10 protein-coding genes and 1 pseudogene are annotated in these 13,188 nt (G+C 60.6%); 6 read left to right on the top strand and 5 right to left on the bottom strand.

The features are described from left to right. Window positions 1-216 precede the first annotated feature (216 nt). Window positions 217-2,427: a catalase/peroxidase HPI gene (katG, locus tag Cte04_RS13615; RefSeq protein ID WP_066478515.1), complete on the top strand. Its 2,211-nt coding sequence runs from the start codon at window positions 217-219 to the stop codon at window positions 2,425-2,427. A gap of 255 nt (window positions 2,428-2,682) precedes the next feature. Here the strand turns inward: katG and Cte04_RS13620 are convergent, their stop codons facing one another. Beyond that, a complete protein-coding gene (locus tag Cte04_RS13620; RefSeq protein WP_066478518.1) occupies window positions 2,683-4,593 on the bottom strand; it encodes an AAA family ATPase in 1,911 nt (636 codons plus the stop codon). Window positions 4,594-5,101: 508 nt separating this feature from the next. Here Cte04_RS13620 and Cte04_RS13625 point away from each other — a divergent pair. Continuing rightward, the gene (locus Cte04_RS13625) at window positions 5,102-5,722 is read left to right on the top strand and encodes a DNA-binding transcriptional response regulator (RefSeq protein ID WP_157082004.1); all 621 of its coding nucleotides are present in this window, start codon (window positions 5,102-5,104) and stop codon (window positions 5,720-5,722) included. After that, entirely contained in the window at window positions 5,719-6,741 is a 1,023-nt protein-coding gene (locus tag Cte04_RS13630) for an ATP-binding protein (protein ID WP_157082006.1), read from the top strand. Before Cte04_RS13625 ends, Cte04_RS13630 begins: the two co-directional genes overlap by 4 nt. A 207-nt stretch (window positions 6,742-6,948) precedes the next feature. Here Cte04_RS13630 and Cte04_RS13635 read toward each other — a convergent pair. The 3 genes and pseudogenes from Cte04_RS13635 to Cte04_RS13645 all read right to left on the bottom strand — a co-directional run. Next, window positions 6,949-7,986 (bottom strand): annotated as a pseudogene (locus tag Cte04_RS13635) (IS3 family transposase); the annotation flags it as partial. Window positions 7,987-8,165: 179 nt separating this feature from the next. Further along, the gene (locus Cte04_RS13640) at window positions 8,166-8,693 is read right to left on the bottom strand and encodes a DUF6882 domain-containing protein (RefSeq protein WP_066478523.1); all 528 of its coding nucleotides are present in this window, start codon (window positions 8,691-8,693) and stop codon (window positions 8,166-8,168) included. A 41-nt stretch (window positions 8,694-8,734) separates the two neighbouring features. Then, window positions 8,735-9,640 (bottom strand): alpha/beta fold hydrolase, encoded by a 906-nt coding sequence (locus Cte04_RS13645; RefSeq protein ID WP_066478533.1) that lies wholly within the window; start codon window positions 9,638-9,640, stop codon window positions 8,735-8,737. Window positions 9,641-9,791: 151 nt separating this feature from the next. On the opposite strand from Cte04_RS13645, the gene Cte04_RS13650 reads away from it, so the two are divergent. Beyond that, window positions 9,792-10,700, top strand: a complete 909-nt coding sequence (locus tag Cte04_RS13650; RefSeq protein ID WP_066478544.1) for a LysR family transcriptional regulator — start codon at window positions 9,792-9,794, stop codon at window positions 10,698-10,700. 20 nt (window positions 10,701-10,720) lie between these two features. On the opposite strand, the gene Cte04_RS13655 is transcribed toward Cte04_RS13650, so the two are convergent. Continuing rightward, entirely contained in the window at window positions 10,721-11,686 is a 966-nt protein-coding gene (locus Cte04_RS13655; RefSeq protein WP_066478546.1) for a LysR substrate-binding domain-containing protein, read from the bottom strand. A gap of 109 nt (window positions 11,687-11,795) precedes the next feature. Between Cte04_RS13655 and Cte04_RS13660 the strand changes: the two genes are divergently transcribed. Continuing rightward, window positions 11,796-12,428 (top strand): LysE family translocator, encoded by a 633-nt coding sequence (locus tag Cte04_RS13660; RefSeq protein WP_066478557.1) that lies wholly within the window; start codon window positions 11,796-11,798, stop codon window positions 12,426-12,428. Window positions 12,429-12,602: 174 nt separating this feature from the next. After that, window positions 12,603-13,184, top strand: a complete 582-nt coding sequence (locus tag Cte04_RS13665; protein ID WP_066478563.1) for a peroxidase-related enzyme — start codon at window positions 12,603-12,605, stop codon at window positions 13,182-13,184. Window positions 13,185-13,188 lie beyond the last annotated feature (4 nt).

Consider the following 13,188-nt stretch of genomic DNA (forward strand, 5'->3'; position numbering starts at 1 on the left):
ATGCATTGCTCTTGCGCTGCATCACGGATCGGACCGATATTTATCGCTATGGTGAACTTGGATTTTTTCAATCGAAAACACCTTGTCTCATTGATAGCTTAAAAACATAATGAATTCAATTTGATAGTCAACAGCTATTAAATATTCATTGCGTTGCCGCTACCAGCAGGTATCCATCGCTTGTCCCCCGAAACGACTCGTTGAAACGGAGATCCCATGACGACCGAATCCAAGTGCCCCTTCCACAGTGCCCAGCAGGCCCACAGTGCCACCGCCGCTGCCGGCCACGGCACCACGAACAAGGACTGGTGGCCCAACCAGCTGCGCGTGGACCTGCTGAACCAGCACAGCAGCAAGAGCAACCCGCTCGATGCCGGCTTCAACTACGCCGAGGAATTCAAGAAGCTCGACTACGAGGGCCTCAAGCGCGACCTGCGCGCGCTGATGACCGATTCGCAGGACTGGTGGCCGGCCGACTTCGGCCACTACGGCCCGCAGTTCATCCGCATGGCCTGGCATGCCGCCGGCACCTACCGCGTGCAGGACGGGCGCGGCGGCGCTGGCCGCGGCCAGCAGCGCTTCGCGCCGCTCAACTCCTGGCCGGACAACGTCAACATCGACAAGTCGCGCCGTCTGCTGTGGCCCATCAAGCAGAAATACGGCAACAAGATCTCCTGGGGCGACCTGATGATTCTGTGCGGCAACGTGGCGCTGGAGACCATGGGTTTCCGCACCTTCGGTTTTGCCGGCGGACGCGAGGACACCTGGGAACCCGACCTCGACGTCTACTGGGGCGCCGAGAAGGAATGGCTGGCCACCAGCGACAAGCCCGATAGCCGATACAGCGGCGAGCGCGACCTGGAGAACCCGCTGGCCGCCGTGCAGATGGGCCTGATCTACGTGAACCCCGAAGGCCCGGACGGCAATGGCGACCCCGTCTCCGCGGCCCGCGACATCCGCGACACCTTCGCCCGCATGGCCATGGACGACGAGGAAACCGTGGCCCTGATCGCCGGCGGCCACACCTTCGGCAAGACCCACGGCGCGGGCCCGGCCTCGCATGTGGGCGCAGAGCCCGAAGCCGCCGGCCTGGAAGCCCAGGGCCTGGGCTGGGCCAGCAGCTTCGGCACCGGTTCCGGCCGCGACGCCATCACCTCGGGCCTGGAAGTGACCTGGACCCAGACGCCTGCACAGTGGAGCAACTTCTTCTTTGAGAACCTGTTCAAGTACGAATGGGTGCAGGAGAAGAGCCCTGCGGGTGCCATCCAGTGGGTGGCCAAGGATGCGCCCGACGTCATACCCGACGCGCATGGCGGCCCCAACAAGAAACCCACCATGCTGACCACCGACCTGTCGCTGCGCATGGACCCGGCCTACGAGAAGATCTCGCGCCGCTTCCTGGAGAATCCCCAGGCCTTTGCCGAAACCTTTGCGCGCGCCTGGTTCAAGCTCACCCACCGCGACATGGGCCCGCGTTCGCGCTACCTTGGCCCCGAGGTGCCGAAGGAAGAGCTGATCTGGCAGGACCCGATTCCCGCAGTCCGGCATCCGCTGGTCAACGACGCCGACGTGGCCGCTCTCAAGGCCAGGGTGCTGGCCTCGGGTCTCACGGTCTCCGAGCTCGTGGGCACGGCCTGGGCCTCGGCCTCCACCTTCCGCGGCTCCGACAAGCGCGGCGGCGCCAACGGCGCGCGCATCCGCCTGGCACCGCAAAAGGACTGGGAAGCCAACCAGCCCGAACAGCTGGCCCGCGTGCTGGCCGTGCTGGAAGGCATTCAGCGCGAATTCAACAAAGCCGCCGACGGCGACAAGCGCATCTCGCTGGCCGACATGATCGTGCTGGCCGGCAATGCAGGCGTGGAAAAGGCCGCAGCCGACGCCGGCGTCGCGGTCACCGTGCCCTTTGCCCCCGGCCGCGCCGATGCCAGCGACGAGCAGACCGACATCCACTCGTTTGCCGTGCTCGAGCCCAAGGCCGACGGCTTCCGCAACTACCAGCAGCGCCAGAACGCCGTGCCGGCCGAAGTTCAGCTGATCGACAAGGCCCAGCTGCTGACGCTGACCGCCCCCGAGATGACGGTGCTGATCGGCGGCCTGCGCGCCATCAACATCAACACCGGCGGCAGCCGGCACGGCGTGTTCACCGCCACCCCGGGCCGCCTGACCAACGACTTCTTCGTCAACCTGCTGGACATGGGCACGCAGTGGAAGGCGCTGGAAGACGGCACCTACGAAGGCGTGGACCGCAAGACCGGCGAAAAGAAATGGACCGGCACCCGTGCGGACCTGGTCTTCGGCTCCAATGCCGTCCTGCGCGCCCTGGCCGAGGTCTATGCCGAAGCCGGCTCCAGCCAGAAATTCGTCAAGGACTTCGTGGCTGCCTGGGTCAAGGTCATGGAGCTGGATCGGTTTGATCTGAAGAAGTGATAAAGGGCCGGCCGGGGCTTTGAGCTTCGGCTGGTTTCCGGAAATGGAAAACGCCCGCAGGGGCGTTTTTTATTGGCTGCTAGTGACTGTGGATTCAACCGATCAACCCAAAGCGGTATTCTAAAAATATTGACTCTAAGCCGGAAATCAGACATTCCTGATTGGCTCGTCCCGGCTGCAATCAAAGGCCGATATGTGTATAAACTGACATTCATTACATACAGCGTTCAAGATTGCCTTCGTCGGCAAGCTTGCTCAAAGTACTTTGATTCTGTCAGCAATTACTGAAATTTCCTCTTGGGCAAACTCTGGTAATTCGTGCCAATACTCTGTTGAGATGAGGCGAATCAGCTTGTCAAGTTGCTTGGACTTGTAGCCTTCCGGTAGATACGACTCCAGGCTGCCTCTAGATAGGACAAAGATATGCTCGAGCCGTTTAGCAACGATATAGTCGCGGATCGTGTGCTGCTGGTGATCATTCAGGTCCGTTTGCAACCGACCTCTGCGCAACTTGATGTGCTCCCAAAGTGACCTCAAGCGATCAAGATCGCCAGTTGAAACGGCGTGATCGAGCTGAACCAACAATGAATCACCGTCTGTGCTGGTCGGATCATCAATGACTGCTTTCTTGAACTCGTTTTCGTGAAGAGTAAAGAATCCCTTGATTTCCGGCGACCCTATCTGTTTCAGGTAGTCACGATCCGCGATGACTGCATAAGGGACTTTGCAGGCTTCAAGGAGGGCCGCATAAGGTGCAAAAAAACCCTTCCCTCCAACGCTGATCACTTCACAAGTACGGATGGTGCCCGATGTCACACCAAGGCGATTGAAAACGGATTCGAAAAATATCCGATCTGAAATGCCTTCAACGAGAACGACCTTGTCAGCAAAGAACATCCGCTCGTTGTTCTGACTGTTGACAATGGCAAACAGATGCTTGGGTTCGGGCAAGCTGCTGTTGTTGAGACGAACAATCGCACTTCGTTGCTCAGTGCTGTAGACACGCGATACGTACTCGATGGACGACGGCGACACAAAGACGGCTGAGTGCGTTGCCAGCAGGAATTGGTTGCCAGTTTCCAAAGCCAGCCGTTCAAAAAGCCCCAGCAATGTTTTTTGCCAGCGCGGGTGCAGATGCAGCTCCGGTTCGTCGATGACAATCAGCGCATCTCTCACATTGAGAGCATATATGGCGAAGAGGTAGGTCAGTAACTCTTTCTCGCCCGAAGATGCGTTTCCTGCCAAGAACTTCGATCCCTGTTTCTCCAACTGGATGTCGTAGCTGTTATTCATGGGATCGGTACAGACAAGATCCCATGCATAGCCCAAATCCAACAAGACGGCAGTCAGCGATTGAATCGCTGGATCATTGCGGAAATCTTTCTTGGCGCTCCCGTTGTCCTTGATTTCCAGCAGTCGGTATTTCTTGGCAATTCTTCCCACCGCGAGGCTCATCGTCGAAGCTCCCAGTCGGGAGGATGCAGCATCCACGGAACGCTTGTAGTCAAATTCGTTGTATCCAGACAGATTGACCGAGGATTGAACGCCATTGGATGCACGGTTGATGGGCATCGAGAGCATAGGCGTAGACAGGCTGGCCATTCCCAACTCCCCTCGCAGCCACGCGTCGACCTCGTAAAGCGCCAGATAGCGCTGATAAATGTGTTCGGCTGAATCGCTTGTGCCTTGAAGCCCGCTGTTGACGATTCGGTAGACGAACCGCTGGCCTACTCGAAGCAAGGACAAGTCCCATTCAGCAGCCTCCCGAATCGATGCACCGACGTACTTGCGCTCGGTCCTGGCTGCCACATCATGAGCCGATGCCTTCATGGATGCCATGTTTTCAATGTCGCGGCTCGTAACTTCTAGCTCTAGCTCGACTACTTGCTCGCGGCCCTTACCCTGACTATGCGGCTCCAAGGAAGTGCTATGCAACATGTCATTGGCAACGAACTCATGCCGATCAGGGTTGTCTGCCGTAGCCGATTTTCTGGGGATGATGGATGAGAGCAAATGCCTGCGCAGTATGGTGGTCGTCGTATCTAGCAGATTGGTCTTGCCGCCGCCGTTTGGACCAATGATGATGGAAATGTCTCCTTCAAGCAGTAACTCTGCAGGTTCAAGGAAACTCCTGACGTTTTCCACCCGCACACGACGTAGCTTCATTGTAATCTCTCTTGCTTGTTAATGTGGCACCAGCTTGGTGGTGGCACTTTTTGTGTATTGGCCTTCGAGTGATTCAATTTTAGATAGCAGTCATTTCCCGATGACCCCAACTGGCCGGTAGTGTAAGTGCACGGATGTGCCAGGAAGCGGACACACTCGATCCGCGAGCCTAACCGGAGAAGTCAGCTGTCAGCGAGGTCTACGAACTGGTGCTGTCGGCCATTAGGGCAGCCTTACCCAAGGTCGGCTTTGCGGGTAGCGCATCTTCCACCTCGACAGTTAGGGGCCAGCAGGAGGAGAGCCCACACTGGTCGGTGTGTACTACAAGCTCGATCTCATCCCGCGTGGGGAGCATCAATTTTGCCGCCAGTACGGTGTGCTATCTTTAAATGTAAACAATTGCTTCAATTCCTATAGATACTTGGCGCCAATGAGACTGGAACGTCATAAGCCACTTTTTGATATCTATAAATGATTGATGTCTCAAACTCAACCATCATCTCTTTTTATGACCGAATTCACCCTCGACACCGTCAATAAAATTGTCTCCGTCATTGCAGGCTTGCTTGCGATAGGAGGCGCCATCCTCTTGCGGCTCCGCAAGAAACGTTCGGAAGATACTCAGGCCGATAACCCGTCAACGGCCAGCAGTACGACCAACCAGACTGTGACGGTAACTGTTGGGAGCCCAGCGGAACCGCAAATGCTCGTATCTACGACACAACCGCCTACGCCGAATGACGTGGTAGAGCTTAAACGAACTTCGCAGATCCTCTTTATTGACGATGATCGCGGATTTAAAATTGTTGGCATACTTAAAAAGATGGGCTGGGAAAACACAAAGCTCGTCACTGACATATCCTCACTCGAGCAATCTCAATTACTTAATGCCGACGTAATTTTTGTAGATATTCAGGGTGTTGGCCGGATCATGCAATATAGTGACGAGGGGCTAGGACTGGCGCTTGCCATAAAGCGTAGATATCCAGCAAAAAAGGTAGTGATTTATTCGGCAGAAGAAAAGGGGGCACGCTTTCACGAAGCACTACAAGAGGCAGATTATTCACTCCCCAAAACAGCGGAGCCAATTAGATTCGAGGACACTATTGTTCGAGTTCTCTCCAAATGAAAAATCCGACCCAGATCACAATTTGGATTGCCAATCGCAGCGAACCCCTGCTTAGCCAAATCCCCCAGGCAGTCCTGCAGCAATGCGTTGAGCAGTTGCCGTCGGCAGGTACTTTAACTACTGTGGTTGAAGGTAAGAAGTCCCGCATCCTTCGAAAATCAGTGGATGAGTACTCGGCAATCGCTTTCTCAGTCGATGTAGATCGAATAAAGAGCAAGAAACTTCTGGAGTCAGAGATTGATGCCATGCTCGCAGTGGCTCCGACTGTGGAGTTGTCCATTCAACGCTCCGAGGGAAGAACGCGAAGACTCCTTCACAATCTAAAGTCTCTAACGGCGAAGACTTCGCAGGAAGTATTCTTACTTGCGCAGCAAGATCGACTCATTGGGAATCCAAGAGAGGTAGTCCCATATCTCGCATCAGAGATTCGAGACAACCTAGAAGGAACGGCACGCGCACTGCTTGAAATACTGAAGCACCAAGCTGCGCAGAAAGCAGAGTACACCGCGTTTGATCGCCTTTCCGGAAAACTGGAAAAAAGCAATTCCGAGATGCATGATGTACATCGCGTCTTAATGAATGTCTTCTATCTCTTTTTTGGCGAGTTTATCGCCAAGAAGGTTCGCGCAGAAGTTGAGCGCACGCGTATTCAGGCTCGCTTTGACTACGACTCCATCCATGTCTGCATCTATTATCTCGTTGAGAATGCGGCTAAGTACACGCGTCCTGATAGCGATTTTTCGGTCTCTGTATCCCAGAGCTCCGACGGATTCGTTGATATTCGCTTTGTCATGGAGAGTCTCGCTATCAAACCAGACGAGCAGGATTTAATTTTTGAGGAAGGCTACTCCGGTTCAAACGCGATTGACTCGAAGCTCCACGGAGCCGGTCTCGGACTATATCTCGCCCGCTCAATGGCTCGAATTAACTATGGGAATCTAAACGTCTTGGCGGGACTCCCTCTTCGCGGCTCCCAATACGCGAGGAACACCTTTGTTCTCACGATTCCGGGAAATTGAGCGTGCGCGGAGAGACATCTCACCTCGAACGTTAAGCACCCGCTTTGACAGCTCATCTCACCCAAGCCAGCTTCCGCTCAGGGTCGACATGAGCCTGCTGGGCACGCAGAAGCGGTAATTCGAGCCGGTACGCAGTGAGCCGCGCAATCGAGCGGCGGCTCCCAAGGATGAAGCTGATCTTGCCCCCGTAGTTCCGGACACCGTCCAGTCGCTAAGGTAGCCCTGATGGGCCGGGTGACTCTGCTGTCGTCGGAACTCCCTGGGCGACATCATCTTCAAACTCGAATGCGAGTGGATTTCGTTGAAGTGCTCGAACGCACCCGGCAATTGCGCCAACACGGTCGGCGCATCGCGCAGGTCCATGCAGCTCATGTAGTCACGCTTGAAGGTGTTGACGAAGCTCTCGGCCATTCCATTGCTTTGCGGGCTGCATACCGGCGTATTGATTGGCTTGAGCCCCAGTGACTTGGCAATACCCCGCGTCTCGTGCGCGATATAGGCGCTGCCGTTGTCAGTGAGGAACTCCAATTCACGCTCCAGGGGCACGGCTTCAACCGTGCCAAAGCGCCGCTCCACGGCTTCCACCAGCATGTCGCGCACAGGCTCTCCCGCAAGTCCCTTGCCCTCCCAAGCCCGCCAGGCCAGGATCTCCCGGTCGCAGCAGTCCTTGGCGAAGGTGGCTGTGACCGTCTCGCCCGAATCGCGCTTGAACTCAAAACCGTCAGAGCACCAGCGCATGTTGCTCATCGGCACACTGACCTAGCCATCATGAATACGGCTCGAATGCCGTCGCTTGGGCGCCTTGGGCAACAGCAGTCGATGCTGCGCCATGACCCGGTAGATGCGCTTGTGGTTCAGCACCTGTTGACCTTGCGAACGTCGCTCTCGATTGAGCAGCGCACCGGCGCGGCGATAGCCATAGGCTGGGCAACTCGGCAATGTGGCGCCGCAGGTCAGCCAGCAAGAGCTCATCCTGGACCGGAGTGCGGCCTCTGCGGTTGTCCTGCCAGTGGCCAGAGCGGTGATACCGCACATGCAGATTCGAGCGCGCCACGCCCAGCACCGAGCAGACCGACTTCATCGGTCGTCCCCAGGCAACAAGGGCGAGCGCGCAATCCACTTTTTTGCTGCGGCGAGCTCCACGGCTTCCTTGAGGATCTCGTTCTCCAAAGTCTTTTTTCCCAGCACACGTTGCAGCTTGGCGATCTCGGCGCGAGCTGCGGCCATTTCCGGAGGTGACGCAACCGGGCCAGATAAGCGCGGCGCTCAGCGACAGGTGTTAGCGATTGCTGCCATTCATGTACAGGATTGCGAGTGACTCAGATCAGCCTGTAGCTGACCCCGACACCTTCGTTGAAAACACCGCTTCACCCAAATAAAAAGCGCTCCACGGAGCGCTTTTTCCATATCCACACCACAACGCCTCAATTGGGCAACTGTTCCTCCCCCATCGCCACCTGCAGATGCAGGATGCTGAAGTACAGCGTCACATCGCCCTGCTTGTCGACGAAGGTGCCCAGCGCGCGCTGCAGGCGGGCGGCGATGCACAGGCATTCCGTGGCTTCGGGGCGGCCGCCCTGGATGCGGGGGGTGGTCAGCAGGGCAAGATGGTGCTCGCGGCCGAAGTCGTGTACGACTTCCAGGGCTTGGCCGTGCTGCCGGGGAATCGCCTCGTTGGCCCAGCTCCACAGAAAGCTGCCTTCGCTGTCGCTGGTGGTGCCGACCAGGCATACGGTGGCCACGACTTCGTGCAGCGGGCCTTCGAACACCAGGGTGGCGCTGTCCAGGTCCCAGCGGTAGGCGGGAGAGCCTTGCAGGCCGAACTGGCGCGGCCATTCGGCGTTGCGCTGCATCATGGTTTCGACGGCCTCGCGGCTCCAGGCGGCCCAGTCGGTGGCCGTGCCGCAAGCGGCGCCAGGGGCGGTATTGTCGGCGGAAGGGGTTTCGCTCATTCGCTGTCCAGTTTCTCGAATGGACCAGATTGTCGGCCAATTCAGGCCTGGCTTTCCCCCTGGAGAAACGGCAACACCTGCTCCAGCAGCAGCGCGGGCGCCTCCTCGGCAATGTAATGGCCGCAGGGCAAGGGCCGGCCGCGCACGTCGTCGGCCAGTTTCTGCCATTCCTCGAGCGGCTCGAAGCAGCGGTACACCACGCCCTGCTCTCCCCATAGCGCGAGCACCGGCATCAGCAGCTTTCGGCCGGCGGCGCGGTCCTCGCGCTCATGCTGCAGGTCGATACCGGCCGAGGCGCGGTAGTCCTCGCAGATGCCGTGCGCGGCGCCGGGCAGCGCCAGGCAGCGCATGTATTCGGCCAGGGCCCGCGCATCGAACGGCGCCAGGCCCGCGCTGCGCCGGCCCATCACGTCGCGCACATAGGCGGCAGGGTCGGCCGCTATCAGCCGCTCGGGCAGCGGCTGCGGCTGGATCAGGAAGAACCAGTGCCAGTAGGCGGTGGCGAAATCCTGGCTGGTCTGCTCGTACATGGCCAGCGTGGGCGCCACGTCCAGCAGGACAAGGCGCCGCACGGCGTCCGGATGGTCCATGGCCAGCCGGTGCGCCACGCGCGCGCCGCGGTCGTGGGCCAGCACGCTGAACTTGCGGTGGCCCAGCGTCTGCATCAGCGTCAGCAGGTCCTGCGCCATGGTGCGCTTGCTGTAGTTGGCGTGGTCGGCATCGCCCTGCGGCTTGCTGGAATCGCCGTAGCCGCGCAGATCGGCCAGCACCAGCGTGAAATGCCTGGCCAATCGGGGCGCCACCTTGTGCCAGATGGCATGGGTTTGCGGATGGCCGTGCACCAGCAGCAGCGGCGGGCCTTCGCCGCCCGTGCGCACGTGCAGCGCCGCATCGGCGGCCACGGAGATGCGGGAAGTGGAAAAGCCGGGAAACAGATCTTCATCCATGGTCGTGCGTGATTCTCCTGCGTAAACGGCCGACGGCCGGCATGCCCGAGCCTGCGGCATCCATCATAGAAGTGCGCCGGATACACATAATTCGCCAGTTTTTATTTCATTCTTCAGTTGAGCTGAAGAATCAGCCATATCCGGGGGACTTATGGACGGCTATTCCGATCTGCGCTTCTTCCAGCAACTGATACAGGCCGGCAGCCTGGCCGCCACGGCCCAGGAGCAAGGCCTGTCTCCGCCCGCGGTCAGCAGGCGTTTGAGCCTGCTGGAGCAGCGGCTGGGGGTGCGCCTGCTGCAGCGCACCACGCGCCGCATGCGGCTCACGCCCGAGGGCGAGACCTATCTGCTCGAAGGTACGCGCCTGCTGCAGGCGCTCGATGCGCTGGAGCGCGAAGTCTCCGGTGCGCGCAGCACACCGCGCGGGCTGCTGCGCCTGGCCTGCACGCTGGGCTTCGGCAGCAAGCGGCTGGCGCCGGCACTCTCGGCCTTTGCGCGCGAGTATCCGGAGATCGAAGTCCGGCTGCACCTGACCGAGCGTCCCGTCCATCTGGTGGAACAGGGTTTTGACGCCATGGTCTGCTTTGGCGATCCGCCCGACTCGCGGCTCACCGCCCGGCGGCTGCTGCACAACCGGCGCGTGCTGTGCGCGGCCCCCGCCTACCTGCAGCGCCACGGCCGGCCGCGCAGCCCCGCCGATCTGGGCACCCACCGCTGCATCGTGCTGCGCGAGGCCGACGAGCGCTACGGCACCTGGCATCTGCAGCGGGACGGGCAGACGCATAGCGTCAAAGTCGCGGGCCCCATGAGCACCAACGACGGCGAAACCGCCCTGCTCTGGGCGCTGGACGGCCACGGCATTCTGCAGCGCTCGCTATGGGACGTGGCGCCGCTGCTGGCAGGCGGGCAACTGCAGCAGGTGCTGCCGGACTGGCAGTTGCCGGGCGCCGACATCTATCTGCTGCATGCCACGCAAACCGAGCTGTCGGCGCGCATCCGGGCGCTGTCGGAATTTCTGCAGGCCTGGTTCGGCCGCGGCGAAAACCACTGCGGCGCCTGAAGTTCCCCTGCCGCCAGCTGCTACGGCAGCGGCCATGTCTGCGCCATCTGCGCCAGCAGCCAGTCGCACAGCTGCCGCGCCGCACTGTCCCCGGCCCAGGGCTGGCGCGCCAGCAGGCAGTACTGCGAGCCATCGGCCGCAAAGCCCAGCGGCGCGGCCAGCCGGCCGGCCTGCACATCGTCCTGCACCAGCAGCTGCGGCCCCATGGCCACGCCCAGGCCGGCCGCGGCGGCCTGCAGACTCAGGTAGAAATGCTCGAGCATCAGACTGCCTGCTGCCGGCGCAAGCCGGGCCTGGGCTTTCTGCTGTTTTGACCAATCACTCCAGGCATGGGGGCGCGTCTTGCTGTGCAGCAGCGGCGCATCGACGCGCAGCCGGTAGCTGCCCTGTCCGTCGTCTTCAAAGAACCGGGCCAGTTGGTCCGGCTGGCAGACCGGCCCCATGCGCTCGGCGCACAGCGGCACGGCATGGATGGTGCGGCCCCAGTCGAAGTCGTTGCGGCGAATGGCAAGGTCCAGCCCCGCTCCCCAGTCCACGGGGCCGCCGCCGGCCACCAGGTGCACCTTGTGCTGCGGATGGCGGGCCTGGAAGTCGCCCCAGCGCGGAATCAGCCAGCGCATCAGCAAGGTGGGCTCGCACGACAGCAGCAGCGGCCGCTGGGACGCGCGCCGGCGCACGGCCTCGGCCGCCTCGGACATGCGGGCCAGGCCCGCGTGCACGCCGTCGAACAGCACGCGGCCGTGGTCGTTGAGGTAGACGCGGCGGCTCCTGCGCTCGAACAGCGGCACGCCCAGTTCGTCCTCCACCGTCCGCACGGCCCGGCTTACGGCGCCATGGGTGAGGTGCAGCTCGTCGGCCGCGCGGCTGAAACTCTCCAGCCGCGCCGCGGCCTCGAAGCAGCGCAGCGCCACCAGCGACGGCAGGCGCCGCGCGCCCGGCGCATCGCCATATTGTGACTCCAGCTCACTTTTTTCTTGAGAAATCATCGTTATTCAAGCAGCGGTGTTATGCCTAGAGTTCTTTCCTATCAAGCGCTGCAGCCATTCCCTCTTCAGAAAAGGCCAGCAGATATTGTGAACCCAGATCACTTTTTCCATGCATACCTGGCCCACCGTCATTCTTGTCACCACCCTGGCCGTCATCAGCCCCGGCGCGGATTTCGCCATGGTCACGCGCACCAGCCTCATGGTCTCGCGCCGCGCGGGCCTGCTCGTGGCCCTTGGCATAGGCTGCGGCGTGCTCGTGCATGTGGGTTATACGCTGCTGAGCCTGGGCGTGCTGCTGCACCGGCTGCCCTGGCTGTTTTCGGCACTCAAGTGGCTGGGTGCCGGCTATCTGGTCTGGCTGGGCCTTGCGCTGTGGCGCCAGGCCGGCGCTGCCGCCCATGCAGATGCAGATGCGAACGCAGCCGCGCCAGCGCCCGGGCTTGCCGCCCGGCATTGGTGCCGGGGGTTCCTGACCAATGCGCTCAATCCCAAGACGGCGCTGTTCATCCTCAGCCTGTTCACGCAGGTGACCGGGCCCGAGGTGGCCGTGGCCACGCAGCTGGCACAGGGCCTGTTCATCGCCATCGCCCATGTGCTGTGGTTTGCGCTCGTGGCCTGGTGCTTTTCCGCACCCGCGCTGCAGCCCCGGGTGCAGGCCATCCGCCCGTGGATAGACAAAAGCCTGGGCGGCGTGCTCATGGGCCTGGGCATGCTGCTGATCGGCACGGCACTGCCGCAGTGACGGTGGCGAAATCCTCAAAATCCATAGCTTCCAGCGCTTTCCAGCACTGCGCCAGAGGCCATTTTCATCCCCCATGGGCTTGCATCAGCGGCAGCATCTGCAACGCAGACGACAGCTTTGCTCCGGCCGGCCATGCCATGCTCTGGCCGGATTCCATCAATACAGGAGACAGGCATGAGCCAGGCGCGCTACCCCTTTCCGGATTTGAACACCCTGCCCCAGGACATCAGGGAACGCATCCAGCAGGTGCAGGAGAAATCGGGCTTCATTCCCAATGTGTTCCTGGCCTTTGCGCGCCGCCCGGCCGAATGGCGCGCCTTCTTTGCCTACCACGACGCGCTGATGCTCAAGGAGGAAGGCAGCCTGACCAAGGGCGAGCGCGAGATGATCGTCACCGCCACCAGCGCCGCCAACCAGTGCCTGTACTGCGTGGTGGCCCACGGCGCCATCCTGCGCATCTACGAGAAAAAGCCGCTGATCGCCGACCAGGTGGCGGTCAACTACCGCAAGGCCGACATCAGCCCGCGCGAACGCGCCATGCTGGACTTTGCGATGAAGGTCTGCCAGCACAGCCAGGAGATCACGGATGCGGACTTCGAGGCCCTGTACCCCCATGGATTCGACGACGAGGACATCTGGGACATCGCGGCCATCACCGCTTTCTTCGGCCTGTCCAACCGCATGGCCAGCTTCGCGGGCATGCAGCCCAATCCCGAGTTCTACCTGATGGGCCGCGTGCCGCGCGAGAAGAAATAGCAGG

Source organism: Comamonas terrae (assembly GCF_001544075.1).
In the GTDB taxonomy this organism is placed as follows: Bacteria; Pseudomonadota; Gammaproteobacteria; order Burkholderiales; family Burkholderiaceae_C; genus Comamonas; species Comamonas terrae.